Raw genomic sequence first — 26,546 nt, 5'->3', positions numbered from 1 at the left:
ATTTACCGCCAGCTTCAGGGAGTTGCCATGTCCATTTCTACGCCATCTCAGGCAAACGCTACCTCGTCACCGATCCTAGTTGCTCTTGATTATGCAGATAAAAATGCCGCTTTGGCGTTTGTCGATAATATCGATCCGCGTGACTGTCGCCTAAAAGTGGGCAAAGAGATGTTCACTCTGTATGGCCCTCAGTTGGTTAGCGAGCTACAACAACGTGGATTTGAAATCTTTCTCGACCTGAAGTTTCACGATATTCCTAATACGGCTGCGCATGCAGTTGCGGCTGCGGCTGAATTAGGTGTATGGATGGTGAATGTCCATGCCAGTGGCGGAGCTCGTATGATGAGTGCAGCGCGTGAGGCACTGGTTCCCTTCGGCAAAGATGCACCGCTGTTGATCGCCGTTACCGTTTTGACGAGCATGGAAGCGGAAGATTTGCGTGGCATTGGCATTGAACAATCACCCGCTGATTACGCTGAACGTCTGGCTAAACTCACTAAAGCCTGTGGACTCGATGGGGTTGTGTGTTCAGCTCATGAGGCAACGCGTTTAAAAAATAGCTGCGGTAAAGATTTCAAACTGGTAACACCGGGGATCCGTCCCGAAGGCAGTGCAGCAGGCGATCAACGTAGAATTATGACGCCGGTTGAGGCGGTTCAAGCGGGCGTTGACTATATGGTGATTGGCCGTCCTATTACCCAATCTGCGACGCCAGCAGAAACATTGCGCTCCATTTTAAATTCTTTAGCTTAAGCAGGAAGTTCTATGCAGGACAAGAACAGCAGACTAGTTTATTCAACGGATACTGGCCGAATCGATGAAGAAAAAGTACCAGTGGTACGCCCGAAAGGGGACGGTATTGTCCGAATTCAACGGCAAACCAGTGGGCGAAAAGGCAAAGGGGTATGTCTGATTACGGGTTTAGATATTGATGACGCCGAATTGCAAAAGCTGGCTGCTGAACTGAAGAAAAAATGTGGCTGCGGTGGCGCGGTGAAAGAGGGCGTGATTGAAATTCAGGGGGATAAACGAGACTTACTTAAGCAACTGTTGGAAGCCAAAGGGCATAAAGTCAAATTGGCTGGTGGCTAAGCATTACCTCAAAGTAGATCTCACTCATCCATGTTGTTTTATACGGGCTGAGATGATTCTCAGCCCGTGGCATATTATTTACCAACCTGATGGCCGATAATTCCGCCAACAGCTGCGCCGCCCACGGTACCGAGCGCGCTGCCATCGGTAAGAACGGCACCGCCCAAAGCACCTGCGCCTGCGCCGATTGCGGTGTTACGGTCACGCTTAGACCAGTTAGAGCAGGCACTTAGAGAAGCAACCAGCGTCACTGCCAGTGCTGCCGCTGCAAAACGTTTCATAGTGGTATTCATCACTTACTCCTTTTAAGTTTCTGACGATTATATTTCTCTATAAGTATAGGACATGATTTGTGCGAGAAATTAGCTGCTGCATATAGGTTGCCCCATGGGTAGTGCTCGCAAAAATCGTTTTTTGCAAAATATAATTCTGCATAACAGCATGTCACAAGTGCGGCTCAGTATATTCATTTGCTAAATTCCTAATAGGTAAATATTCTTATTTTGAATCACTGCCTTTTAGCTTATCGTGCTAAGAACCACGACTGTCGATGTTCCCACGTTTTCTTATTCAGCTAATTCACTCGCGCTTTGTAGCCAGTTCTCCCATACCCGAACCGGATGGTGTTCTAGACAATAAGGTTATTAACGCGGGAGATAACTCATGCTGGAACAATTGAAACAACAGGTGCTGGCGGCCAATCTGGCGTTGCCAAAATATGGTCTGGTCACTTTCACTTGGGGCAACGTAAGTGGGGTTGATCGCGCAAGTGGACTGATGGTCATCAAACCATCAGGGGTGGATTACGAAGGAATGGGTATTGATGATATGGTCGTGGTCGATATCGTTTCCGGTGAAGTGGTGGAAGGTAAATGGAAACCATCGTCAGACACCGAAACTCATCGCGGGCTTTATTTGGCATTCCCTCATATTGGCGGAATTGTGCATACGCACTCGCGGCACGCGACGATTTGGTCACAGGCTGGTTTGGACATTCCCGCTTGGGGAACAACACATGCTGATTATTACTATGGCAACATTCCCTGCACACGCTTAATGACTGAGTCAGAGATTCAGCATGATTATGAGTGGAAGACAGGTCAGGTGATAATTGAAACTTTCCAGCAATCTCATCTAGATCCCGATCAGATGCCTGCTGTGCTCGTTCATTCACATGGGCCATTTGCTTGGGGTAAGGATGCGTTAGACGCAGTGCATAATGCTGTGGTATTGGAGGAGGTGGCGTATATGGCTATTTTTACGCGTCAGCTTAGCCCACAGCTGTCGGATATGCAGCAAGAACTGCTCGACAAGCATTACTTACGCAAACATGGAGCGAATGCATATTATGGGCAGTAGTGGCAGTCTATCGTTAGCAAAAAGAGCGCATAAGCGCTCTTTTTTTATGCTCTCATAATCGATTAACTAACTGATTTTATATAGAAATAATAACTCCCATCAACAAAGTTGGGGCTAAAGGCAATTTAGCTCAAGCCTGTCAGTGCATCAATAACTGTTACATTTCTGTTATCTATTCTCATGGTGATTGTTTTGATGCTAATTAATTATGAGATATAGATCACACAAGAAGGTTTTGTGCGCTGGCTCACATTGCAAGTTTATGTAAAGCCGCTGACAATGTTACCGATAACAATTACCGGTAACATTGGCGAAGAATAGTTATTCGGCGCCAACCAACCATTCAATGTCTGGAGCCAATCTATGAAAAACACACTAAAACCTCACCATGTGTATGTCGTGATGGGCGTATCTGGCAGCGGCAAATCTGCTGTCGCAAGCGCAGTGGCTCAAAAATTGTCGTGTGGTTTCCTAGATGGCGATTTTCTACACCCGCGTAGCAACATTAATAAAATGTCCGAAGGTCATGCGCTGAATGATGAAGACCGTGCTCCGTGGCTGAGTGCTTTGAACGACGCTGCATTTGCCATGCAGCGCACCAACGATGTATCCGTAATTGTCTGCTCTGCACTGAAAAAACGTTACCGCGACCGACTGCGTGAAGGTAACGCTAACCTCTCATTTATCTATATGGATGGCGATTTCGATCTCATCGAATCACGTATGAAGGCCCGTAAGGGACACTTCTTCAAACCTCAAATGCTGGTTTCTCAGTTTGAAGCACTGGAAGTGCCTAACGCGGATGAACAGGATGTTTGCGCCATTGATATCAATCAGCCACTCGACGCGGTCATTGCTGACACGTTGAAACACATCCAACAACGTTCGATTCAGGAATAAATCTGTGGATACCATGACTCTCGTCGGCACCGCTGTCGGCTCTGTATTGCTATTACTCTTTTTAGTCATGAAAGCACGATTGCATGCTTTTGTGGCACTGATGCTGGTCTCTATTGGTGCTGGTATTTTCTCAGGCATGCCATTGAGCAAAATTACTCAGGCTATGCAGGATGGTATGGGGGGCACCCTTGGCTTCCTGACTATCGTTGTCGCGCTAGGCGCAATGTTTGGCAAAATTCTGCATGAAACAGGGGCGCTGGATCAAATCGCCGCTCATCTGCTGAAAAGCTTTGGCGAAAAACGCGCTCACTATGCGCTAGGGATTGCGGGTTTAGTCTGTGCACTACCGCTGTTTTTCGATGTCGCCATTGTATTGCTGATTGGCGTGGTCTTTGCCGTAGCGCGTCGCACTAACGGTAACGTTGTCAAAATGGCGATCCCACTGTTTGCTGGCGTGGCCAGCGCTGCTGCGTTCTTGTTGCCTGGCCCCGTACCGATGTTGCTGGCGGCTCAGATGAATGCGGATTTTGGCTGGATGATTGCTATCGGTTTAGTGGCTGCTATTTTGGGGATGCTGCTAGCGGGTCCATTGTTTGGTAACTTCATTAGCAAACATGTTAGCTGGCCAATGCCAGAGGAAGAGAATGCGCCAGTACTGGATAAGTCCAATATGCCGTCGTTTGGTCTTAGCCTGATACTGGTGCTATGTCCGCTGGTGTTAGTCGGGATGAAAACCATTGGAGCGCGATTTGTTACACCGAATACCTCTTTGTATGATTGGTTAGAATTTATCGGCCATCCATTTACCGCGATTCTGATTGCCTGCCTCATTGTCATCTACGGACTGGCAAAGCCACGCGGCATGAGCAAAGAACAGATCATGTCTATTTGCTCGGCAGCCATTCAGCCGGCGGGGATCATATTGCTGATGACCGGTGCGGGCGGTGTATTTAAGCAGATCCTAGTCGATTCAGGCGTAGGCCCTGCGCTGGGGGATGCGCTGATTAGCGCGGGTTTGCCAATCGCAGTTGCCTGTTTTGTATTATCTGCCGCAGTGCGTGTGATCCAAGGTTCTGCCACTGTGGCATGTTTAACGACCGTGGGATTGGTTTTGCCAGTCACTGCTCAACTAGGGTTAAACGGGGGACAACTGGCGGCATTGGCGATTTGTATCGCTGGTGGGTCAATTGTGCTTAGCCATGTGAACGATGCCGGTTTCTGGCTATTCGGGAAATTTACCGGAGCCAACGAACTGCAAACGCTAAAAACATGGACCGTGATGGAGACCATTTTGGGAACCGTGGGCGGTATTGTCGGGATGATGGCCTTTACGCTGTTCTAATGGTCAGATTTTGATAAAAGCCCACGGGGGAAACGCCGTGGGCTTTTTTGTCTCTGGTATCTGCTTCGAATCATGGGCTACTGGGCGATATGGATACGTCGCTTAATATTTTTCAGAAAGGTGGTAATCGTAAACGTCATGATAACGAGCAGCGCCCATGAACTCCATTTGCCGACGTGTACGGCCGACCATGCACCTAATTGATTAGGATATTTCCAGATCCCAAAGAAAGTGCTGATGTTTTCCGCTAGCCAAATGAAAAATCCAATGAGAATAAAGGCCAACAGCAGTGGCATTTTACGTTCGCGATCGTAAGGTGTGAAAATCACCGTGCTACGAGCATAAATGCCTAATATAAAAGCCGTAATGTACCAGCGATAGTCACCGATATAGTGATGAGTGAAGAAGTTTATATAGATCAGTATCGCAACGCAGGTGCTGTAAAAATAGGGCGGGTGGTGACGAACTTTCAGATCGAATAGGCGCCATGACTGAATGATAAAGCTACCTACCGAGGCATACATAAAACCGGCAAACAGAGGAACACCAAACAGTTTGGTATAAGCAAAATCGGGATAGCTCCATGACTGTATGCTACCGGACGTTTTAAATACCTCGAGCGCAAATCCTACCATGTGAAAAAGAGTGATCGCTTTTAGCTCATCCCAGGTTTCTAACTTACTGGCGACCATCCATAGCTGAATAAAAATAGCGATAATAAATAAGAGATCGTAGCGAGCAATATGGAGAAAACCAGCGCGTGGCACAGAGAAAACGGCGATAAAAAATAGGCCGACAAATAGACAGGCGCGCGCTTCTTTCAGTCCAAAATACCAAAATTCAGTACAGAATCGACGTATTCCGGTGAGCTCAGGCGCATTTCGCTGGCGGAGCAAATGTTGATCGAGTAACGAGAATGGCGACATGGATGTCCTTATATCATTGGCCATTTTTAGGGGAGAAATCTTAACCTGACCATATTGCTACGTCATGGGACTCTCGCGAGATACTCAGCTTAATAACGTAATTCAGAATTAAGCTGCACTACCTGCCATCGCAGGCACATCGACCACAACAACACAGAACCGCAAATTCAACGAAAAATTAACAAAATAGTAGAAGCTAATAGGTAGCTTCGGTATTCTGCTCACCTTATTTATAATGTGACCTAAATCACTATTTCTGTCATGAACGGTGACACGAATATTTTTCTGATATCAGGGGCCGATATGTCAACATCATCATTGCCACCGACACCATCACCGGTGGCGCATCGCCGCGGCGCTGAAATTGCATTGGCCGTTGGCGGTTTCGGGATCGGCACCGGCGAATTTGCCATTATGGGATTGTTGCCTAATGTCGCCAAAGATCTGGCGATTTCGATCCCTCAGGCCGGACACGTCATCAGTATTTACGCTCTGGGAGTGGTGATTGGTGCGCCAGTCATCGCTACGCTCGCGGCGCGTCTGTCGCGTAGAACGCTGCTGTTGCTGTTAATGGTGCTCTTCGCCGTGGGGAATATTGCCAGCGCGCTGAGTTCTAGCTATGGCAACCTGATGGTGTTCCGTTTTATTAGTGGGTTACCGCATGGTGCGTATTTTGGTGTGGCGTCGCTGGTGGCGGCTTCGATGGCAGGCGTCGGGCAGAGAGCTAAAGCCGTAGGGCGGGTCATGCTTGGGCTGACGCTGGCAACATTATTAGGCTCACCGCTTGCAACATGGATTGGTCAACTGATGGGATGGCGAGCGGCTTTTGTGATGGTTGGGGTTATCGGTGCTCTGACCGCGCTTCTGGTTATGCTGTGGTTGCCGAAAGATCGCGTGGAGGAAGGGGCGAGCCCGCTGCGTGAATTGGGGGCTTTGAAGCGTAAGCAAGTCTGGCTCACGCTAGGTATTGCCGCTGTTGGATCGGGGGGACTATTTGCGGTGTTTAGCTACATCGCGCCGACACTGATTCATCAAACGGGAATGTCGCCATCTAGCGTGCCTTTAGTGCTGATTATTTTTGGCGTCGGTATGATTTTAGGCAATATCTTCGGTTCGCGTCTGGCAGATCGTTCACTGATGGGCACCATAGTCGGCGTGTTGATCTGGAATGTGGTTATCCTCACCACTTTCTATTGGGTCGCTGACATTGCCTGGGCAACGGTGCTGGTTGTGCTGCTCACCGGCGGTAGCTTTGCGTTGGTGCCTGCCTTGCAAACGCGCTTAATGGATGTTGCGGAAGATGCTCAAACGTTGGCTGCGGCGTTGAATCATTCGGCGTTTAATATTGCCAACGCGTTAGGCGCATGGTTGGGCGGTGTAAGCATTGCTGCAGGATTTGGCTGGTCTTCGACAGGTTGGGTAGGTGCAGGCCTCGCCGCTGGGGGGATACTGTTGTTTCTGTGGTCTTACTACTCAGATCCTGACATTAAACCTAAAAAATCGCGACGAAATAAAAGTATCCGTAGCATCGAACTTTAACGTTATTTATGGATTAAACGACGGCGAATTCTGGCAGCAGGTGGCAACTCTATGATTTTGAGCCAGACTATAAATTATTCGCATGTCGAATATTGGCTGCATCACAAGCATCCATAATAGCTATTGCAGTACCCATGGTGCTATGAGCTGAACAACATCAAGGAGTCCGAATGAAGACCCGAGAACTTGTTTACCTTTTTGATCCCCTTTGTGGCTGGTGTTATGGCGCGTCGCCAAGAATTAGCCAACTGATAGACGATCCCGATTTTCACGTCACTTTCCGCCCGACAGGTTTGTTTGCTCGCGAAGGCGCTCGAGAGTTGACACCCGAGTTTGCTCAATATGCGTGGCAAAATGATATGCGTATTGAATCGGCAACTGGACAAGTATTTAGTGAAGACTATCGTGAAAATGTGCTGAATCAAGGTGGCGTGTTTGATTCTTTCTCTGCCACGTTAGCATTGATAGCCGCCGAACTCAGCGAGCCTGAGCGCGTTTTCGCCGTGTTGAAAACGTTACAGCGAGCACGTTATGTTGAGGGCTTAGATAATTCCAGCAGTAAGGGAGTGGTTGAAATCCTAGAACGTGAGGGGTTTGAAACAGAAGCCTTGGCCGTTTCTCGACCAACAGAAGCATTATTACGCCGCTATGAGCATTGTTTGCGTGATACTCAGCGTTTATTGGACCGACATAATGTGAAGGGTGTTCCTGCTCTGGTCGTGGTTGGTGCCCAGGGAGAGCGTTTACTGCCTTCAGGTAAGCTCTTCACATCTTATGAGGAACTGAAGGCGGAACTGCTGCGATTCGAAGAGCTTTGAGTCAGGCTGTTCTGCGGTTATCTCAGTCCTGTAAGGTCAGTTTGAGGGCTTACAGGACTGTATCCATAACGTATTGATTTATTGCGCCGTGGTCTGACGCTTTCTACGTACAACCATCACAATGGTTCCCACCAATCCGCTAATGAGCAAAATGATAGGTAAAATCATCAAACAGGTCATGACCTGATCTTCGTGGCGTTTGACGAACGGAATATAGCTGATGGCTAAGCCAACCCCTGTCACAGAACAAACCCATAGCAATGCACTTAGCCAGTTAAATACCTGAAAACGGGCGTTCTTGAGCCCCGATAAACCCGCGATAGTAGGCAAAATAGTCCGCACAAAAGCCAAGAAGCGACCAACAAGCAGCGCAACCAAGCCGTGCTTATGGAACATGTGATAGGCACGCTGATGGTAATGCGCAGGTAACTGTACTAGCCATCCTTGTACCAGCTTAGTGTCACCTAACCAACGCCCTTGAATGTAACTCATCCAGCAGCCGAGGCTTGACGCAATAATCAGAACGCTGATGGTGGGAAAGAAAGGTAGCACACCTTTGGCGATTAACGCGCCGGCTAGTAATAGCAGGCTATCACCGGGTAAAAATGCTGCAGGAAGAAGCCCATTTTCCAATAACAGCGTGGTGAATAAAATACCGTAAATCGCCCATATCATTTTAGGGTCGCTTAGCACGGTGAAGTCCTGGGCCCACAGAGCGTGCAGGATCTCTTTAATTACTTCCATTACTCTACCTTTATGACTGCGTACGCTATGTGATCAAAGTGTACTTGGAAAAACCGAGCTCATGGGGTCATTGTAATCTAAATGCCACGAAGTTTCGGAGATACCGCTCATCAATTTACTGCTTATTGATAGTTTAATTGGCAAATAGGCTTATTTTTCAAATGGGGGGTTCCCGTAACGTTCTTTTGAAAAATGATTCACCTACTTTTCTTGTATTTTACCATGTTTTTAGTATGACAAATGTAAATCTAGCGCAAAATGGATGGCGGTATGTGTCAGGTCTTCATCCCTAAATAACAGAAAAGGCACCCAGTAGGGTGCCTTAAGTGCGTTATTTTATTTGATGGGAGTAGAGGTGATTGGTTTAGATTTCCGCATTTTGCATCATACGGCGCATCGGTTTGATCAGCAGCGCCAGAACCACGGCACAAATCACCAATGCAATAGAGCAACGCGCAAACAGATCTGGCAGCATGTCGAGTTGGTCGGCTTTCACCTGCCCACCAATCAAGCCCGCGGCTAAGTTACCTAATGAGCTTGCGCAGAACCAGAGTCCCATCACCTGTCCGCGCATGCGGTCGGGTGCCAGTAAAGTCATGGTTGCCAGTCCAATTGGGCTTAGACACAGTTCACCCAACGTTAACAGTAGAATACTTCCCACTAACCAGAATGGCGAAACGGCTTCACTGGTTGCCAGTACATCTTGCGCAGCTAAAATCATGATGCCGAAACCTGCTGCGGCAAACAGGATGCCGATAACAAATTTTACCATGCTGCTTGGCTGCATTTTGCGGCGACCCAGCGCAGGCCATAACCAGCTAAACAGCGGAGCTAAGATGATAATAAACAGCGCATTCAGAGACTGGAACCAAACGGTTGGGATTTCAAAATCACCAAACTGACGTTGGGTATAGTCGTTGGCAAACAGGTTGAATGAGGTCGGTTTTTGTTCAAACGCTGACCAGAAGAACGCGGCGGAAACCAAAAGAATAAAGCAAACCAGCAAGCGAACGCGCTCTTCGGAGGCCAAGCCGGCAAAGGCAAACAGATAAACAAAGTACAGGGTCACCGAAGCGGCAATCACATAAACCATGACGCTGGCGATCAACACAGGATTGATAGGGATAATGCCGTAAGACAGCAGACCGATCAGTACAATCGCGCCGACGGCCAACAGTGAAATCCAGCGGCCTACGTTTTTACGTTCAACGACAGCGTGATTCCAACTGGAGTCTAAACCAACTTCGCGATCGTAACGACGCATAGAAGGCACTGCGAAGAAACGGAAGATCAGCAATGCCACCAGCATTCCCAGACCACCGATACCAAAGCCCCAGTGCCAGCCTTTTTCGCCGACCAGCAAACCGGTGACCAATGGCGCCAAAAATGACCCTAGGTTAATGCCCATGTAAAACAGCGAGAATCCGCCATCGCGACGGGAATCGCCATCTTTATACAGGGTGCCAACCATGACGGAAATACAGGTTTTAAATAGACCGGTACCAAGAACAATCAACAGCAGGCCGATAAAGAACAGGGTATTGCCCCATAGCGCGGATAGCGCAATGGCTAAGTGACCGAGAGCAATCAGAATCGAACCATACCAAACGGCTCGGCGCTGTCCTAGCCAGTTATCAGCCAGCCATCCACCGGGCAGAGCGGCAAGATACATGCTACCGGCAAAAATACCGACGATAGCAGAAGCCTGCTCGCGTGGAATGCCCATTCCGCCTTCGAAAACGCTGGCGGCCATGAATAAGATCAGAAGGGGACGAATACCGTAGAAAGAGAATCGTTCCCACATCTCGGTGAAGAACAGCGAACCGAGTGGATAGGGATGACCGAGGAAAGTACGGCCTTGCTGAGTATTATCAGAGGATTGCATGTTGTATTCCCATTAACTATACGCAAAGAACGAGAGCGTATGATTGATAACTTAAAATTTAAATATTTAACTTCTTGTATTTATAGCATTTATTAATGAACAATCAGGCTTTTGCCATGTTATTCGTATATTCATTAATAATGCGGGATTTGGAAACTAACATAGATTTGCACGCGAGGTCATCTTTTTATCATCAAAATCGTTGTTTTGTGAACAGTTATTTGGTTTTTTGTAACGGAAATGAGGTGTTAAGCAGGGTAAACATCGACGATTGTGAGGTTTTGTTGATGTTAGTCGCTAAGAATCGTTGTCATCGCCATAGCATGTTTTTAATCAAGACATCAGCCTGCTGGTTAAATACTCTGAGCAATGGAGTGGTGGTGTGATTTTATATCGCGTAGTCGACAGTGGTGGGATAAATGGGGAGTTTAGTTTTTATAGCAAGTTTCACGTGCATGGTGCTTAATGAAACTTGCCGTAGCTAATTCATTCTTGGTGATTGAATCAAGAGTGAAAGTGTTATTTCTAGCGGCGTGTTTTCCGTTATCTCAGCGCTTCATTACGCATAATTGAGTAGCGCCCGCTCCCCAATAACATAACGACAATGCCGCCCATAAAGTACAGCATTTCATTTTCCAGTCCCCATGCGCCGACATCGGTCAAGGTAAAGAACTTACCTGTGCCCACCATGAGAGTGGCGACTAGTAAGTTGATGGCATAAATCAACGCGGCAGGGCGAGTGAATAGCCCTAAAATGATCAGAATAGGCGTCACGATCTCACCAATAAACACGCCATAGGCGATAAAACCGGGTAAGCCTTGTTCTTGTAGCATGGTTGAAATCCAACCAATGCCATGCTCAATTTTCGCGACGCCATGGAATAACATGAGTAGGCCAAAAGTGAGTCGTAGCAATAGTTTGCCGCCGTCCTGATGATCGGTTAAACGTGTAAAAGACTGATTTAATGAAGTGATCATTGCTACATCCTTAGTAGGCAGGGCATTTATCTGCACGAATAGAAAAAGTATTGGGTAAATAGAGTGTAATGCTTGTCAGGTAAGCCCGATTTTAGGGGAAGTACACCGATGGGGGCGTAGCGGCGAAACCGCCGGAGTGCCCTGCGGTGTACTAGCCCGTGTATCTCTTAAATGAACAGCATGAGTCAATAGTGTGGGGATTATCGGGCCATTAAGGCCCGTAAGTAATTAGATAATCTTGATGAAAAACATCAAATTATCTGTCTAATTACCACTTCATTTCACCGGTATTCACTTTGGCACTGAGATCTAAGCTTTCAGCATCTTTGAGCGTCGGATAAGCCTTTTTCATTTCGTTAATGACAGCTTGACTGTTTTTGTTGGTGCTGAGCACCTGCTCAAATTTTTTCAGATAGTCACGACTAAAGACGATAGCGGCATCGCCTTTTGGTGCGGTTCCTAAATAGTGACCAGGAACGACGGTTTCAGGATGAAGTGCCTGCATGCGGTCTAAGGCCATAATCCAATTTTCACGCGAAGCTTTGGTTTGCGTATCTGCGGTCCAGATATGCTGATTAGCTGAAACGAGCACACCGCCAACGATGGCTTTCAGCGATGGGATCCACACATAGGTACGATCTGGGGAAGCGCTATCAAGATCTTTGATAATCAGTTTTTGGCCTTCAAGCACAATCTCATTGCCTGATAACACCTCGGGGGTGATGATTTTCGCTGGAGCCTGATCTTTCATCAAAGGACCCCAGTATTGCAGCTTGGCCTGTTGGGTGGTTTTGATATGCGCTACCGTGGGCTGAGTTGCTACCACTTTAGCCTGTGGATAGGCCGCCAGCAGGCTATCTAGACCAAAATAGAAATCAGGATCTCCGTGGCTGATATAAATCGTAGTCAGCGTTTTGCCACTTTTCTTAATCATGTTGATCAGAGCATTAGCATCTTTTTTCTCAAATTGTGCATCAATCAGCACCGCTTCCTTGTCGCCGGTAATGAGCTCTGATGAGACGGGGAATAGGCTGGTAGCACCGGGATTATAGACCGAAATTTCAAGCGGCTTTGCCTGAGTAGCAAAAGCGGCTCCTGCGAGAATAAGTGACAAAACCAGAGGTTTAACTGCGATGATTGGTTGCATAATGACAGGCCTTTATTATTAATGTGAGTTATTACTGTTTGGCAGTATATTCAGCATTTGGCGAAAGAAATACGTCAGAATAGTAGACATACTGTTAACCAAATCGAGCAAATTGAAGGGGGAAGGACATGGATCGACTCAGCGCGATGCGGGTTTTTGTTTGTGTCGTTGAGCAAGGCAGTTTGAGCCGCGCTGCAGAAAAGCTGAATCTGTCACGTGCGATGGTTTCCCGCTATCTGGCTGATTTGGAAAAGTGGATTGGTGGACGTTTGTTACACCGTACGACTCGCAGCCAAAGCTTAACAAGCGCCGGAGAAGAGGTTCTCGCTCGCTGTAAGGCACTGTTATTGCTGAGTGATGAGATTGAACAGATCGTTGATAATAACCAGCAAATTCCGCGAGGGTTGCTGCGAATAACGAGCAGCCAATCACTGATTCAAGCTTTTCTTACGGATGCTGTATGTGACTATTTAACGTCCAATCCGCCGGCGCAAATTGACATTTGCCGACAGGAAAAAACGCTTAATTTGGTTGATGAACGTATTGATCTCGCTATTCGCATCACGAACCAGCTCGATTCAAATCTCATAGCTCGTCGTTTAGGCACCTGCTATTCCGTGATGTGTGCGTCGCCTAACTATGCGGAGCGGCATCCTTTGCCTCAAAAAATAGAGCAGTTGAGTAAGCATAACTGCCTAACACATGAGCACTATTCCCATCATCAATGGGGGTTCACATATCATGGAAACTCGGTAGTGGTCCCTGTGAGCGGTAACCTCAGTGCCAACTGCGCAACGGTACTCACGTCGGCTACGCTACGAGGATTTGGTATTAGTTTGCTGCCGCGTTATTTAGTTAATCAATTGCTAGAAGAGGGGCAACTACTGGAAGTGTTACCTGATTATCAGCCTGAAACGTTGGGCATATATGGCGTTTATACGTCGCGCCAATTTATGCCCACGACATTACGTGTGTTCCTCGATTTTCTGGTTAGCCGTTTTGCGTCTGACCCGCGTTTTGCCTGATCCGCGAGTGGACGCCAGACTATGTGCAATCATGCCTAAAATGACTAACGTGATACCGAGTAACGATATCGGTGCAGGCAGTGTAGCACCAAGAAAAATCATTTCGCCAAGTAGGGTAAATAGCACTTCTCCAGACTGAGTCGCTTCAACGGCGGCCAGTTGAGTGGGGTCATTGCGCACAATGTTCGTGGCGGCAAAAAAGAGCAGGGTGCCAATCACGCCAGAAAAGAGAGCGACCAGAACCGATTGTTCGACTTGAGTCGTGGAAGGCCATCCTACGCGTTGGTAAGCAACGAGCGAGAGCAGCAGCCAAAACGGCAGACTGGCGAGCGTCATGTTCAAAACACGCTGTAAGGTATCCACGTTGTGATGGCAGATATTCATCATCTTACGATTGCCTAGTGGATATAAAAATGCGGCGACAAGTACGGGAACCAGCCCTGCAACAGCCTGAAATACGCTGATATGCTCAGCCTGCTGCCATAGCATCAGGGCAATACCAAGAAGGATCAGCAGCGACCAGCGTAGTCCATACCACGGGATTTTGTGTCGAGGCTCACCTTTCACACCAAGCCATGGAACCAGCAGCGATCCCGCGATGATGGTGAACTGCCACGTTCCGGCGACTAGCCAGCCTGGTCCATAGGTGCTGGCGAGGGTAATTAGGGCATAAAACAGGCCGAACCCTAAGGTGCTCCACAGCAGGTAAGTGCCAATATTCTGCGACAAATGACTGAGACTTTGGCGCAGTTGGCCACGCAATGCGACTAAAACGAATAGCATGGGCGCCATAAACCAAAAGCGCAGACTCGCGCTCCACATCCAGTCACCACCGCCAATTTCCATTGCGCGATTTAGAATAAAGGTGAACGCGAAAAATAGGGAGGCGATCACGCCGTACACAATAGCCTGCATTAAGGTGTCCGAATTATTTATTTGAGACGATTGGTGACATGCGCGTACTGAGCTACAATTTCACCGGACATGTGCGCTATAACGCACAAGGTCAAAGATTAGCACTGTGCGTTATAACGCACAAACAAAAAAGAGAACCTCATGACCGATCTTTCCCTCCATATTGGACAAACTTTGCGTGACCTGCGTCAGCAGCGGGGATGGAGCTTAGACAAGACCGCACAGGCGACAGGTGTGAGTAAAGCGATGCTCGGGCAGATTGAACGCGGAGAATCTAGTCCTACGGTGGTGACGCTGTGGCGTATCTCCAGTGGTTTACAAGCTTCATTCAGTGAGTTTTTACCCAAACAGTTAACCGACGCGGAACCTGCAAGCCTTCATCATGAGGATGAAGCGATTACCGCCCAGACGCTGCTTGGCTATGATGCCCAACTCGGCTATGAGGTGCTGCTGATTACGCTACAGGCAGGTTACACCCATAACTCCTATGCGCATGATAAAGGCGTCGTGGAAGATATTTTAATGATTGAAGGTGAGGTGGAAGTACAAGTAGAAGGAACCTGGCATAGCGTTACCGTTTCCAAGCCTTTACGCTTCTGCGCCGAGCAGACTCACAGCTATCGCAATCGTGGTTCAGCGGTCGCAAAATTCCATAACATTGTGCATTATTCACAGCCCACTAAGATGCAGCGTGAAGTCTGACGGGCAACTATTTTAGATAACCACACACTCTGTCGGTGGAATATTCATCAATGAATATCCATAATCGCCGCCCTACACGATTTCTGCTCGTTATATCTAAAATAGTTGGAGTGGCATCAGACCTGCAAATGCGTGGGCTCGGAGGCTGCGACCAGTATGGCGGGATAACGTTAGCCAGATTCACCTGCAACGCCAAATATAAAAGGAAATGGACACCATGCCAGTGTTACATAACCAAATCTCAAATCAGGAACTGAAAGCCCGCATGCTGGCTGAGACGGAACCACGCACCACGGTTTCATTTTACAAATATTGCCGTATCGACGACCCGCAACGCTTTCGCGATGCGCTGTATATCACTTTTCGTGAGCTCAGCGTTTTTGGGCGAATTTATATTGCCCAAGAAGGCATAAACGCGCAGATTTCGGTGCCAGCTAGCCGTTATGAATCCATGAAGGCAGCCTTATATCAGGCTCATCCCGATTTTGACGGCCTACGAATGAATGTGGCACTAGATGACGATGGAAAATCGTTCTGGGTGCTACGTATGAAGGTGCGCGAGCGTATCGTAGCCGATGGTATAGACGACCCAAGTTTTGATGCGGCAAACGTGGGGCAATATCTCAACGCAGCAGAAGTCAACGCCATGTTGGACGATCCTGATGCCGTTTTTGTGGATATGCGTAACCACTATGAATATGAAGTCGGCCATTTTACTCACGCTATGGAAGTTCCATCAGATACTTTCCGCGAGCAACTCCCGATGGCGGTGGACATGCTTCAGCAGGATAAAGACAAGAAGATTGTTATGTATTGCACGGGAGGTATCCGCTGTGAAAAAGCCAGCGCATACATGCGGCATAACGGCTTTAACAACGTTTATCATGTGGAAGGCGGGATCATAGAATACACGCGACGTGCGCGTGAGCAGGGGCTACCGCTGAAGTTTATCGGCAAGAATTTCGTTTTTGACGAGCGCATGGGCGAGCGTATTACCGACGACGTGATATCGCATTGTCACCAGTGCGGTACTCCGTGCGATACGCACACCAACTGTTTAAACGACGGCTGTCATTTACTGTTTATTCAGTGCCCAGTCTGTGCCGAGAAATACAGCGGCTGCTGTAGCCCCGAGTGTCAGGAAGAAAGTGTGTTGCCGATAGAAGAGCAGCGCGCTCGTCGCGCAGGGCGTGAAAACGGCAATATGATTTTTAATAAATCACGCCACAAACCGCTGCGTCTTCGTATTCCCAACCGCGACGAATAATCAATCAAGCTTTGCCGGAGGACGAGATCCCCAGTTCCCGGCAGGCTTTGCCGATGATTTCGAGTGCCAACCGAATATGTCCCTGCGACAGTGCGCTGAAGCCAAACAACATCAGTGTATCTTGATTTTCAGCCAGATAGGCATTCTCGGAACCGTTACACATGCTGCCTAAGGTGTCGAAACGCACCCCCTCATGTAGGCAGCGCTCACGTAGCTGACTCACGGTATCAGCAGATAGCGCGGTTTTTAAGGTGATATGTAAACCTGAAGAGATGCCGAGCAACTTCGCTTGCGGAAAAAGCGTCATTAGACCTTCACACAATAGTTTTTGCCGCGCGCCGTATTCAATTTCCAGCTTACGCAAATGGCGGTGGTAGCCTTGATCATGCATGAAATCAGCCAAAAATTGCTGATACAGCCAGCTTGCGCCGTGATTCCATAGCGCTTTTAAATTCAGAATGGGGTCCACTAAGCGCTCAGGACACACCATGAAACCAATTCGCATTCCTGGTCCCAACGTCTTTGAGAAGCTGCTGAGATAAATCACGTTATTGGCATTTTCTAGCGATTTAAGTGCGGGCAGTGGCTGAGTCCCATAAAGAAACGTGGTGTCATAGTCGTCTTCAATCACGTACGCATTGGAACGTCGCGACCATTCGAGTAGTGTTTTTCGTCGTTCGAGCGGTAACGTTCCTCCCACGGGGTACTGGTGAGAGGGGGTTACATAGGCGAGCGCGCATTGCTGATTTGGTAAGCGCTCTGTTTGTAGACCAAAGTCATCAACGGGAATGGCGTGCCTGTGTGGTGTACAGCTACTGAACAAATTCCATGCGCCGGAATAGCAGGGGGATTCAACCGCAATATGCTCCTGCGGCGTTAGCAACGTGCGCGCGACTAAGGCGAGTCCTTCTTGAACGCCATTAGTAATGATGATGTGGTCAGGGTCAGTATGAATACCACGTGCATTCGCCAGATACTTCACCAACTCTTGGCGTAAAGACATCAGTCCAGCAGGGGGGTGGTAGCGCGTCATCAAAAGATGTTTGCTGCGTGACGCCTTATTATTCCAACTGCGCCAGCGCTGCCACGGAAATGAAGATTCATCTGGATTTCCTAGACTGAAGAACATCGGGCTATCGACGTCTACATAGGTGTCTGGAGCCTGAGTCTGCAAGACGCTTGGCGGATGATCTAAATCACTCTGCGGTGTTTTTATCTCGGGCAGCTCAACGCGAGAAGAGCGAATGACGTTATAGCCAACGCCTGGGCGGCTGGCGATAAAACCTTCGAGCACCAGTTTTTCATATACAGCGGTAATCGTGTTGCGCGAAACCTGTAACTTCTCTCCGAGTTCTCGAATGGATGGCAGTCGTTCTCCATTGGTTAACACTCCGTTGTGCAGCGCCGTATGAATTTGCTGATAAATCTGTTTTTGCAGCGACAATGAGTCGTGGCGATCGAGGTTAAACGACAGCATTCGGAATCCGGATCAAAGAGAGTAAAAACGCCAGTATACGTGATTTTAGTAAGTTGAATGGGATAACCATCAATATGTTGATACTAAATACATTATAATCAATTAATTACTTACCAATGCATCTCATTCGCTGAGCTTGTTTACCTATATTGGTCATGAGAAGCTTTCTTGCGATAATCTATAACGAGTTAGGGTTTCTGAATAGAGACAGCTGGCAAAAAATATTGGGTTAGCAAGATTGGGGGCGGAACGCGCCGATCAGGATGCATTTATACAAGGAAATACTATGTCCCGAACTGTACTGAGCGCTCAGGGGACGCGTATCGCGATTATGGCTTCAGCCTTAGTCATTATTTTGGCCGGCGTTCGCGCCGCATCAGAGATTATTGTGCCATTTCTTCTGGCATTGTTTCTGGCCATCATTCTCAACCCGCTAGTAAAAATTTTAATGAAGCTACGCCTGCCTCGTTCCGCCGCGGTGGGACTGGTGTTGGTCATCATTATTCTAGGTTTGACGCTAATGATTGGCATGTTGGGAGCATCGCTGAATGACTTTAGCCGAACCTTGCCACAATATCGTGGAATGCTCGCCAGCAAATTGGTGGCTTTGCAGCATATTGCTGAGCGATTAAATTTAAACTTTTCAGCTGTAGAGTTGGCGAACCATTTCGATCCCGGCGTGGTGATGAATATGGCGACACGAATAGTTACGCAGCTATCGGGCGCCATGTCGAGCCTGTTTCTGTTGCTGATGACCGTGGTGTTTATGCTGATGGAAGTTCCTCATTTGCCCTATAAATTGCGCAAATCCCTATCAAACGCCGATGCAGGGATGGGGAGTATTCAGCGTGCGCTCGACGGTGTAACGCAGTATCTGGCGCTCAAAACGGGGATCAGCCTGATTACGGGGGTAGTGGTATGGCTCATGCTGCATCTGATGGGCATTCGTTTTGCCATGATGTGGGGGGTTTTAGCCTTTGTTCTCAACTATATTCCGAATATTGGGTCGGTGATTGCCGCTATTCCACCGGTTATTCAAGCGCTGTTGTTTAACAGTTTTGGTGATGCAGTCATGGTGGCTTCAGGGTATATCGCCATCAATATGGTGTTTGGCAATATTCTGGAGCCACGAGTCATGGGGCGTGGTTTGGGGTTATCGACGCTAGTGGTATTTCTATCATTGATATTTTGGGGGTGGCTGCTGGGTCCGATAGGCATGTTGCTTTCAGTACCGCTAACTATTGTGGTGAAAATTCTTCTGGAGCTGACTCCGGTTGGCTCTCGGTTTGCCGTTTTACTGGGGGAAGGTATTGACGAGAGGAAAGCATCTTAGACATTCGCTGTTCTGCTTGCCCCCTTCTATTCGTGAAGGGGAGACGGCAAAACGGCGGTTTTAAGCGTAGAAAAGATAAATATCTAACAGGAGTAGCAAAAGCGAAATAGCGAGATAAAAGACCAGATGGCTACGAACATTGTTAATAATCATCTGAATTAATTTGTCAAACATGAGTGCTACTCAAAAATGTCGTTGCGGAAATTATAAATTTTTATATTTCAAATCACAATGTGACACGGATATTTATCATCACTTTTTTGTGACTATTTTGAACGGTATTTTTGCTTGATAAAGTTGTCATTTTTTGTCAATTCGTCCTGCCATTATCCTCAGAAAAAGAGGCATATTTCTTACTGAAATTAGCGTGTGATTTACCGTTTTTCATGCTTTATAAATGGCGATGATTTTATTTTAATTAACTGAAATATATAGATATTAATCTGAATTGGCTAGATTGGTAACGTCAGGAAATTAGTGGTGAGTTATCTTAGACAAAAAGTCAAAAACTTGACCAATGTCACTAAAATGTGTCAATATAAAGATATGTAAAGACCAAGCAAGAAATAAAAAAACAGCTAAGGAGCGATAATTAATACAATAATTTCACGGGTAAAATTAACGAGTTTTCGTTAACGCTGCTGCATAGATCTCGCCTCACGCTGCGATCCTTAAATGTGATTAAGCCGTAATTACGGGGACGCGAAATCTATGGTGCTGCTGAGAATTAATTTAATGCACATCAAGGGTAACTATGACTGATCCTAAAGATACACTCGTATCCAATTCGCGAGAGAATAGCGCGCAACCACATTCTTCACATCTCGCTTTCTGGCGTAAAAACCAGAAGACAAATCAAAAACCAGAAATGACCGTCGATGATATCACTATCGTAGACCGCAGCATGCTCAAGCGCGCTGTTGGCGCGGCTGCGTTAGGTAATGCTATGGAGTGGTTCGATTTTGGTGTGTACAGCTTTTTAGCCGTCACCATCGGTAAAGTCTTTTTCCCAAGCGGAAGTCCCGCGGCACAGTTGATTGCGACTTTCGCCGCCTTTGCTGCAGCATTTTTAGTTCGTCCATTGGGCGGAATGGTCTTTGGTCCCTTAGGCGATAGAATCGGTCGTCAGAAGGTGCTGGCCTTCACCATGATTATGATGGCGGTAGGGACATTCTGTATCGGCCTCATCCCTAGCTATGAAAGTATTGGTATTGCGGCGCCTATATTGCTGCTGGTTGCTCGTTTGGTACAAGGCTTTTCGACCGGCGGTGAGTATGGTGGTGCGGCGACCTTTATCGCGGAATACTCCACGGACAAACGCCGCGGATTTATGGGGAGCTGGTTAGAGTTTGGCACCTTTGGCGGTTATTTGCTTGGTGCGATGTTGGTCACGGGTTTAACCGCGGCGATGCCAGAGGAAACCTTGCTTGCTTGGGGCTGGAGAATTCCGTTCTTTATTGCCGCACCTTTGGGACTATTTGGCCTTTATATCCGCCTGAAGCTGGAGGAAACACCAGCGTTCCAAAAACATATGGAAAAGCAGGAAGCTATCGAAGAGAGCAAGCCAAAAATGGGCTTGTTCGAAATGATGGGAACCTACTGGCAGCAGATGCTGAAATGTATCGGCCTAGTGCTGTTGTTTAACGTTTCAAACTATATGCTGACGTCCTATATGCCGAGTTACTTAACCGGCGTGTTAGGCCTGAGTGAATTGAGTGGCCTGATGCTGATTATGGTGGTGATGTTTATCATGATGCCGCTGACGTTACTGTGGGGGCACTGGAACGATCGGTTAGGACGTAAACCGGTGATTATGTTTGGTGCGCTTGGTTTGATTGTACTGGCTATTCCATCGTTGATGCTGATTGGTACTGGCAGTATGTGGGCGGTGTTCGCTGGCCTCATGATTTTAGGCGTATTGCATACCTGCTTTAGTGGGACGATGCCATCGGCACTGCCTGCGTTGTTCACTACACAAACACGCTATAGCGCGTTGGCCGTCGGCTTTAATATCTCCGTCTCTTTGTTTGGCGGTACTACGCCGCTGATTACCTCATGGTTGGTGTCTACCACGGGTAATCATCTGGTACCTGCTTACTATTTGATGGGGGCTGGTGTGATTGGTGCGATCACGGTGATGTTTATGCGAGAAACCGCACGTAAACCGCTACGCGGTTCGGCTCCTGCCGTTGCCACGAAGGCTGAGGCTAAGGCACTGATCCATAAGCTACGCTTACGCCGTCAGCGAAAAGAGCATGACCTTGTTCTACAAAATAACCAAAGTACTGTAAATTAATGCATTGCATTATTTAATTGTTGTATAAATAAGTATGCAATAATTTACATCACGATATAAACGAGTTTGATATAAGAAAGCCCGATTGTTCGGGCTTTTTAAGTTTGAATTAAGCTGTCGTTATTCTTGCTGGTGCTGGAAAAATAACATACTTGATAACGTTATAGAGATAGCAAAACTCAAGACGATTTCTAACATGCATCTTTTCGGTAATATGTTGCTTGTGAACATAAACTGTGCGACTGCATATATTGAGTCTACGTGCAATTTTATAGTTAGGCATTTCCTCCATCCAATATTGGATGATAGAGGATTCTCGTTCAGTGAGCACAGGGTAATCGCCAAAATATTGCTGTAACGTTTTTTGCAGGTTAGGCTTAAGGTGAAGGTCTGACAGGGTGACTAGTAACGGGATTAAGTTTTGTTTATTAATGATATAGACATGACTGTCTAGTATCACGGGTCTGGCGCTGTTCGGATACTCGGTATCGATGTATATGAATATTTTAGCCGAAGAGAACTGGGTGAAAAAATGGAGTAACGTTGAGTCCTGCCCATTAATTCGACAATAATCTGTCAGATTTACCAGAATAACATCGGGGTTAGGCATATCATTTTGTTCGGAAGCATCAATGACTGAATTCACATGGTGAATATTTATAGCGGGCGCTTCTGAAAAAAAACAAGAAATACCTATTCGTGTGTAGAGACATTTGTCTACAATTAATACGTTCATTCATCATCCTTGAAAATAACGTGTTATGTCGAGCACTAATGTTTATATAATCAAATCCCTTATAACTTAGTGGTTTTAAACCGTGGTTGTCAATTTAAAAATAACAATCTGACTGGATATCGATGAATTTCATTAATACTTGCCCGCATAGGCATGCGGGCAGATAGGCAATAAATTAGAAACGATTAAGTTTGAACGCGGAAAGATCATACGGAACCGGTTTCCCAGCAGCCTGTAGTGCGATAACTTCGCCGAGAACGGTAGCGAATTTGAAACCATGACCGCTTAAACCCGTCACAACGCTGATTTGAGGGGCGTCTGGCAGAGTATCGATAATGAAATCTTCATCGGGTGAAACATCGTAAGTACAGACCTCACCATGCAAACAAACGCCGACACCAGGTAAGAATCGGCGTAAAAAGCCGAAAACTTCGCTACCATCCTGAGGATTTGAACCGAACGGACGTCGTTGTTCAGGTCCACTGAGCGGTTGGCCGCCGTTGTGTTTACCGAGCTTCAATCCATCGTTGTTGAATGGGAAACCATAGAACTGATCTCCATCGGGAGTTTCAACGGTAAACGCGGGGAATTTATTGTTCTCGCTATAGCGCCCATCAGCCTGATACCAAGAAAAAACCTTACGCACCGGCGTCATAGGAAGTTCAGGTAGCAATGTTTTTGCCCATGTTCCCGCTGTTACTGCGACCCGCGCTGCGCTGAATTCACCCTCGGCGGTAGAGATTTTAACGCCGTCCTGCTCAGGGGTAATGGCAGTCACCGGACAGTTAAAATGCAACGTCGCTCCCGCCTCAGCCGCTTTCTCATTCAATAGTCCAACGGCTAATTCTGATTTCAGATATCCCGCGTTGGATTCTAATATGCCGATGTAGTCATCGGGGACACTCCATTCTGGCCAGCGTTGTTGTAGCTGGCTGGCGTTCATTTTTTCAACATTGAGCTGATAGTGCGTCGCACTGTTTTCTACGTTACGCATGAATTCAGATGTAGCAGGGCCGATGCTAAGTACACCGCTACGATGGAAAAGTTGGACGGCGGACACGTCCTCCAGTTTCTCCCAAAGCTGCTGTGCGCGAAGCACTAATGGAACGTATTTCTCACCTTCACCATAGGCATGACGGATAATACGAGTATCACCATGATGGCTACCATGACGATGGGGCGGGGTATGGCTATCGAGCATGAGGACGTTGAGGCCGGACATAGCGGCATAGTAGCCGGCTGCTGCACCGACAGAGCCACAGCCAATGATAGCTAAATCGTACTTCATAGGGGATCCTCCGTGTCATGGCTTTTTCCATGATTGCGCCATTATTGTTCGAAACCAGTATTGTGTTGTTTCAATCATTTGGAATTCACAACATCTATAATCTATTTTACAACCTGATGATAACCTCTGCACCGAAGGCGTAGGGCAATCGAAAGATAAAAAAACACCGCCTTGTGAGGGGCGGTGTTTTAGCGTTGCAAAAATATACTAATGTTTGAGGTAATCAATGTCTTGGTATTCCGAGGACTCTATTTTTTCAATTCCGGCTTCGAGGATGTCAATGAGCTGCCGCGCCACGTCAGTGGTTAACCACAGCGTGCGATCCACTTCCGCTTTCTCAGGATCTTGATCGCGTGAAGAAAGATAGTGCAGGCGAATCATTAGAGCATCATAGCTATCAACAGTACTAATATCCCAACCAACTACTGGGTGTGTCTGAATTACTTCATCTTTTCCATTCATAAAGACCCCCTATAACATAGTGACTGTCGTGAGCTACTAACCAGGATCTATGTGGCCCATAATGACTGGGCACTTTCAGTATACGCATCTAACTGTTTGAATGGCGCCTTTTTTGCGTTCTTTTACTAAAAAAGTTTTGTGATGTCGGTTTGGCTAAAAATCGACTTAGCTGACGCGATCGCTGTTAGTAGACGGAACGTCCCCCATTCCTGAATTACGCATTTCAAACAGCTCAGCAAGTTTGGCGAAATACTGCTGCGTCTTTTCATCATAGGTTTGGTTGTTGGCTTCTAATTTCAAGCTATGAGTCAGCAATTGGCAGCTTTTTTTCTCGAGACCGAATGCCAAATAGGAAAAGGCAGTTTCCAATACATTGATTCTCCGCTGCTGATCGTGAATCAGTTCTAGAAGCTCACCAAATGTCATTGCATGTTCAGGGTTGTCGCTGTTCATTACTGCTGCTCCTCTGGCAAATGTCCTAGGGTATGAAATCTAAACCACATGTTGAAGTTAAGCGTAGACCACTCTTTTATACCAATACCATCAGACAAAGGAGATTTATGAGGATGTACAAAAGACATAACTCGTAAAAATAATGCTGCTTTTCGCTTTTGTAGGATGAACGGCGATCCGTTCAAAGCCGTATCCGCTATAATTTGCGTCCCGTTTTTGGCTGGTTAAGATTTTTATGAATAGTTCTTTGCATCCTTCGACGCTTGAGCGAGCTCCTCAAGTCATCAATATTCCCGCGGGATACTTTGGTATGGTGCTGGGTATCATCGGTATGGGGTTTGCGTGGCGTTACGCATCAACGATCTGGCCGGTTTCGCCTTTCATAGGGGAAGGGCTAGTGGCGGTCGCCACGCTTATTTGGTTGAGCTTAGCGTTCGCTTTTGTATACCGCCTTTTACGTTATCCCTCGTTGGTTGTTGCCGAAATGCGCCATCCACTGACCGGTAGTTTTGTCAGCCTTTTTCCGGCGACGACCATGCTGGTATCCATTGGGCTAGCGGCTTATTCACAGACGCGTCTTTTAGCCGATATCCTATTTTTTGTGGGAGCGTGCGTGCAGTTGTGCTACGCCGCATGGCAAAGTGCGGGATTATGGCGTGGCGAGCATCCGGCAGAGGCCACCACTCCAGGGCTATATTTACCAACGGTCGCAAATAATTTCATCAGCGCGATGGCGTGTGGGGCGTTGGGTTTTCACGATCTGGGAATCATGTTTTTTGGCGCAGGCGTATTTTCATGGCTGAGTCTAGAACCCGCAATTCTACACCGTATGCGTAGCCACGGAGAGATGGCAAAACCGGTGCGAACATCGCTAGGGATCCAGCTAGCGCCTGCGCTGGTGGCATGCAGTGCCTATCTCAGCGTCAACGGCGGGCACACCGATTTTGTCGCCAAAATGCTGTTTGGCTACGGTTTGTTGCAGCTGATTTTTATGTTCAGGCTGATGCCTTGGTATTTAAAACAGCCGTTTAACGCGTCGTTCTGGAGTTTTTCATTTGGTATCTCAGCGCTCGCGACCACTGCTTTGCACCTCAGCGTGGGTGAGCAGGACGGTCTGTTCTCAGCGCTTGCTGTACCGATGTTTATTTTTACTAACGGAGTGATCGCGTTGCTGATGATTAAAACGCTGATCTTGTTATTACAGGGGCGTTTGATTCCACGTAGCGAAAGGCCGTGTTGTAAGCTCGGTGAATGAAAAATGTCGTTAGCGCTAGGTAAAAAAAAGCCGGGAAGCGACTCCCGGCCTACGTATTTTATTATATCCGCAGATATCCGTAGAAATAGCCTATGGCTAACGGAGATGGAACTCATAGCCTATTGTCACCCATTACAGGCAGTGAACTAGGCCTATTATTGGCACAAGATTGATATTTTCTTATGCTGTTGAATTGAGTTATTCGCTAAATCCGTTATCGAACCAGTCATCGGCACTTTCCCACGTTTCTTGCAGGACTTCCTCGATGCGTTCTTTATCCGCTTTTAAGCCACCCATAACGGTAAGCGTATTCGAGTTAGTCATTCGTACCTGTACAGCGGTATCAGGATAGATATGGTTTACTCGCTTAGAAAATTCATGGTTTAATGCTTCCAGAGCACCCTCTGGGAGTTTGTTGCGTTTATCCAAAGTTAATTCAATGCGCATGGTCGCCTCCGCATTCATAATATACTGTATATATATACAGTCACTGTAAATCTAACGCAATACTGTACAAGCAATATTTTTTGATTTCTCAGTCGTTATCGCCACATTTTTCCCTGAATCTGCGAACCGCCTCCGGTTTATGCTTCTGCGTAGCATGCCA

27 protein-coding genes are annotated in these 26,546 nt (G+C 47.2%); 13 read left to right on the top strand and 14 right to left on the bottom strand.

What is annotated here, in order from left to right; translation table 11 throughout:
* The first annotated feature begins 27 nt into the window (after nucleotides 1–27).
* Both pyrF and yciH read left to right on the top strand, forming a co-directional pair.
* Nucleotides 28–753, top strand: a complete 726-nt coding sequence (gene pyrF, locus K9N75_RS13250) for an orotidine-5'-phosphate decarboxylase (RefSeq protein WP_039186372.1) — start codon at nucleotides 28–30, stop codon at nucleotides 751–753.
* A 12-nt stretch (nucleotides 754–765) separates the two neighbouring features.
* Entirely contained in the window at nucleotides 766–1,092 is a 327-nt protein-coding gene (gene yciH / locus K9N75_RS13245) for a stress response translation initiation inhibitor YciH (protein WP_004092956.1), read from the top strand.
* Between the two features lie 74 nt (nucleotides 1,093–1,166).
* Here yciH and osmB read toward each other — a convergent pair whose 3' ends face one another.
* Nucleotides 1,167–1,385, bottom strand: coding sequence for an osmotically-inducible lipoprotein OsmB (gene osmB, locus K9N75_RS13240; protein WP_004092957.1), 219 nt, complete (start codon nucleotides 1,383–1,385; stop codon nucleotides 1,167–1,169).
* Nucleotides 1,386–1,755: 370 nt separating this feature from the next.
* Between osmB and araD the strand changes: the two genes are divergently transcribed.
* The 3 genes from araD to gntU all read left to right on the top strand — a co-directional run bounded on the left by araD (nucleotide 1,756) and on the right by gntU (nucleotide 4,693).
* On the top strand, nucleotides 1,756–2,451 hold the full coding sequence (araD, locus tag K9N75_RS13235; RefSeq protein WP_008813785.1) for an L-ribulose-5-phosphate 4-epimerase: 696 nt from the start codon (nucleotides 1,756–1,758) through the stop codon (nucleotides 2,449–2,451).
* Between the two features lie 363 nt (nucleotides 2,452–2,814).
* Nucleotides 2,815–3,351 (top strand): gluconokinase, encoded by a 537-nt coding sequence (gene gntK, locus K9N75_RS13230; protein ID WP_020303706.1) that lies wholly within the window; start codon nucleotides 2,815–2,817, stop codon nucleotides 3,349–3,351.
* Between the two features lie 4 nt (nucleotides 3,352–3,355).
* A complete protein-coding gene (gene gntU / locus K9N75_RS13225; RefSeq protein WP_224451723.1) occupies nucleotides 3,356–4,693 on the top strand; it encodes a gluconate transporter in 1,338 nt (445 codons plus the stop codon).
* Between the two features lie 77 nt (nucleotides 4,694–4,770).
* On the opposite strand, the gene K9N75_RS13220 is transcribed toward gntU, so the two are convergent.
* Nucleotides 4,771–5,619, bottom strand: a complete 849-nt coding sequence (locus K9N75_RS13220) for a DUF817 domain-containing protein (protein WP_064573608.1) — start codon at nucleotides 5,617–5,619, stop codon at nucleotides 4,771–4,773.
* 303 nt (nucleotides 5,620–5,922) lie between these two features.
* Between K9N75_RS13220 and K9N75_RS13215 the strand changes: the two genes are divergently transcribed.
* Both K9N75_RS13215 and K9N75_RS13210 read left to right on the top strand, forming a co-directional pair.
* Entirely contained in the window at nucleotides 5,923–7,158 is a 1,236-nt protein-coding gene (locus tag K9N75_RS13215; protein WP_008813781.1) for an MFS transporter, read from the top strand.
* A gap of 170 nt (nucleotides 7,159–7,328) precedes the next feature.
* Nucleotides 7,329–7,976, top strand: a complete 648-nt coding sequence (locus tag K9N75_RS13210) for a DsbA family protein (protein ID WP_008813780.1) — start codon at nucleotides 7,329–7,331, stop codon at nucleotides 7,974–7,976.
* Nucleotides 7,977–8,054: 78 nt separating this feature from the next.
* On the opposite strand, the gene K9N75_RS13205 is transcribed toward K9N75_RS13210, so the two are convergent.
* The 4 genes from K9N75_RS13205 to K9N75_RS13190 form a co-directional block, all read right to left on the bottom strand.
* Nucleotides 8,055–8,720, bottom strand: a complete 666-nt coding sequence (locus tag K9N75_RS13205) for a DedA family protein (RefSeq protein ID WP_008813779.1) — start codon at nucleotides 8,718–8,720, stop codon at nucleotides 8,055–8,057.
* A 364-nt stretch (nucleotides 8,721–9,084) separates the two neighbouring features.
* On the bottom strand, nucleotides 9,085–10,605 hold the full coding sequence (locus K9N75_RS13200) for a peptide MFS transporter (protein ID WP_008813778.1): 1,521 nt from the start codon (nucleotides 10,603–10,605) through the stop codon (nucleotides 9,085–9,087).
* Nucleotides 10,606–11,148: 543 nt separating this feature from the next.
* Complete coding sequence (locus tag K9N75_RS13195; RefSeq protein WP_008813777.1) at nucleotides 11,149–11,583, bottom strand: DoxX family protein; 435 nt, start codon at nucleotides 11,581–11,583, stop codon at nucleotides 11,149–11,151.
* A 268-nt stretch (nucleotides 11,584–11,851) separates the two neighbouring features.
* Nucleotides 11,852–12,730 carry an MBL fold metallo-hydrolase gene (locus K9N75_RS13190; protein WP_224451722.1) on the bottom strand — a complete coding sequence of 293 codons (879 nt, stop codon included), beginning with the start codon at nucleotides 12,728–12,730 and terminating at the stop codon, nucleotides 11,852–11,854.
* Between the two features lie 128 nt (nucleotides 12,731–12,858).
* On the opposite strand from K9N75_RS13190, the gene K9N75_RS13185 reads away from it, so the two are divergent.
* Nucleotides 12,859–13,755, top strand: coding sequence for a LysR family transcriptional regulator (locus K9N75_RS13185; RefSeq protein ID WP_224451721.1), 897 nt, complete (start codon nucleotides 12,859–12,861; stop codon nucleotides 13,753–13,755).
* Here K9N75_RS13185 and K9N75_RS13180 read toward each other — a convergent pair.
* The gene (locus tag K9N75_RS13180) at nucleotides 13,696–14,670 is read right to left on the bottom strand and encodes a DMT family transporter (RefSeq protein ID WP_061059953.1); all 975 of its coding nucleotides are present in this window, start codon (nucleotides 14,668–14,670) and stop codon (nucleotides 13,696–13,698) included. The two genes, K9N75_RS13185 and K9N75_RS13180, sit on opposite strands and share 60 nt — an antisense overlap.
* 141 nt (nucleotides 14,671–14,811) lie before the next feature.
* Between K9N75_RS13180 and K9N75_RS13175 the strand changes: the two genes are divergently transcribed.
* Entirely contained in the window at nucleotides 14,812–15,372 is a 561-nt protein-coding gene (locus K9N75_RS13175) for a helix-turn-helix domain-containing protein (RefSeq protein ID WP_008813773.1), read from the top strand.
* Nucleotides 15,373–15,589: 217 nt separating this feature from the next.
* On the top strand, nucleotides 15,590–16,639 hold the full coding sequence (trhO, locus tag K9N75_RS13170) for an oxygen-dependent tRNA uridine(34) hydroxylase TrhO (RefSeq protein ID WP_096080721.1): 1,050 nt from the start codon (nucleotides 15,590–15,592) through the stop codon (nucleotides 16,637–16,639).
* Nucleotides 16,640–16,643: 4 nt separating this feature from the next.
* On the opposite strand, the gene pdxR is transcribed toward trhO, so the two are convergent.
* Nucleotides 16,644–18,116 (bottom strand): MocR-like pyridoxine biosynthesis transcription factor PdxR, encoded by a 1,473-nt coding sequence (pdxR, locus tag K9N75_RS13165; RefSeq protein WP_096080722.1) that lies wholly within the window; start codon nucleotides 18,114–18,116, stop codon nucleotides 16,644–16,646.
* A 286-nt stretch (nucleotides 18,117–18,402) separates the two neighbouring features.
* Here pdxR and K9N75_RS13160 point away from each other — a divergent pair, with 286 nt between their 5' ends.
* Entirely contained in the window at nucleotides 18,403–19,449 is a 1,047-nt protein-coding gene (locus K9N75_RS13160; RefSeq protein WP_039186400.1) for an AI-2E family transporter, read from the top strand.
* Nucleotides 19,450–19,509: 60 nt separating this feature from the next.
* Here K9N75_RS13160 and K9N75_RS13155 read toward each other — a convergent pair whose 3' ends face one another.
* On the bottom strand, nucleotides 19,510–19,602 hold the full coding sequence (locus tag K9N75_RS13155; RefSeq protein ID WP_224452612.1) for a DUF2770 family protein: 93 nt from the start codon (nucleotides 19,600–19,602) through the stop codon (nucleotides 19,510–19,512).
* 601 nt (nucleotides 19,603–20,203) lie between these two features.
* On the opposite strand from K9N75_RS13155, the gene proP reads away from it, so the two are divergent.
* Nucleotides 20,204–21,745: a glycine betaine/L-proline transporter ProP gene (gene proP / locus K9N75_RS13150; RefSeq protein ID WP_008813769.1), complete on the top strand. Its 1,542-nt coding sequence runs from the start codon at nucleotides 20,204–20,206 to the stop codon at nucleotides 21,743–21,745.
* A 109-nt stretch (nucleotides 21,746–21,854) separates the two neighbouring features.
* Here the strand turns inward: proP and K9N75_RS13145 are convergent, their stop codons facing one another.
* From K9N75_RS13145 to K9N75_RS13130, 4 genes are all read right to left on the bottom strand, one after another.
* The gene (locus K9N75_RS13145; protein ID WP_039186403.1) at nucleotides 21,855–22,481 is read right to left on the bottom strand and encodes a LuxR C-terminal-related transcriptional regulator; all 627 of its coding nucleotides are present in this window, start codon (nucleotides 22,479–22,481) and stop codon (nucleotides 21,855–21,857) included.
* Nucleotides 22,482–22,656: 175 nt separating this feature from the next.
* Nucleotides 22,657–23,769 carry an N-methyl-L-tryptophan oxidase gene (gene solA, locus K9N75_RS13140; RefSeq protein ID WP_224451720.1) on the bottom strand — a complete coding sequence of 371 codons (1,113 nt, stop codon included), beginning with the start codon at nucleotides 23,767–23,769 and terminating at the stop codon, nucleotides 22,657–22,659.
* Between the two features lie 207 nt (nucleotides 23,770–23,976).
* Nucleotides 23,977–24,231 (bottom strand): biofilm formation regulator BssS, encoded by a 255-nt coding sequence (gene bssS, locus K9N75_RS13135; RefSeq protein WP_004092990.1) that lies wholly within the window; start codon nucleotides 24,229–24,231, stop codon nucleotides 23,977–23,979.
* A gap of 165 nt (nucleotides 24,232–24,396) precedes the next feature.
* A complete protein-coding gene (locus tag K9N75_RS13130) occupies nucleotides 24,397–24,684 on the bottom strand; it encodes a hypothetical protein (RefSeq protein WP_008813766.1) in 288 nt (95 codons plus the stop codon).
* A 235-nt stretch (nucleotides 24,685–24,919) separates the two neighbouring features.
* Here K9N75_RS13130 and tehA point away from each other — a divergent pair, with 235 nt between their 5' ends.
* Nucleotides 24,920–25,939, top strand: a complete 1,020-nt coding sequence (tehA, locus tag K9N75_RS13125) for a dicarboxylate transporter/tellurite-resistance protein TehA (RefSeq protein ID WP_008813765.1) — start codon at nucleotides 24,920–24,922, stop codon at nucleotides 25,937–25,939.
* 198 nt (nucleotides 25,940–26,137) lie between these two features.
* Here the strand turns inward: tehA and dinI are convergent, their stop codons facing one another.
* Nucleotides 26,138–26,386 carry a DNA damage-inducible protein I gene (dinI, locus tag K9N75_RS13120; RefSeq protein WP_008813764.1) on the bottom strand — a complete coding sequence of 83 codons (249 nt, stop codon included), beginning with the start codon at nucleotides 26,384–26,386 and terminating at the stop codon, nucleotides 26,138–26,140.
* Between the last annotated feature and the right edge of the window lie 160 nt (nucleotides 26,387–26,546).

This window comes from Hafnia paralvei (genome assembly GCF_020150375.1).
Taxonomy (GTDB): domain Bacteria; phylum Pseudomonadota; class Gammaproteobacteria; order Enterobacterales; family Enterobacteriaceae; genus Hafnia; species Hafnia paralvei.
This window is presented reverse-complemented; position numbering and strand designations above follow the sequence as displayed.